Annotated in this window: 1 pseudogene; it reads right to left on the reverse strand. The window is 47.6% G+C overall.

What is annotated here, in order from left to right:
* Window positions 1–208 (reverse strand): annotated as a pseudogene (proY, locus tag LJE08_RS14890) (proline-specific permease ProY); the annotation flags it as partial.

A 208-nucleotide genomic window follows, 5' to 3' on the forward strand; every position in this document is an offset into this window, starting at 1 on the left:
CAAAGTTGATGATTGAGGCCGCTGAAGAAATGCCAATATCCTTAAAGACCATGACAAACGGACTCGAATTTGGATCAAGCCGATTCCATGGATAGATGCTCATGATCACAAACAGTGCGCCAATGTAGAACAACAAAATCCGGACTGGAATGTCATTGATGGCCTTGGGAATGACCTTGCGGGGGTTAGCCGTTTCGGCCGCCGTCAT

It is taken from the genome of Holdemanella sp. DFI.5.55, from assembly GCF_020593575.1.
Lineage (GTDB): Bacteria > Bacillota_I > Bacilli_A > Erysipelotrichales > Erysipelotrichaceae > Holdemanella > Holdemanella hominis.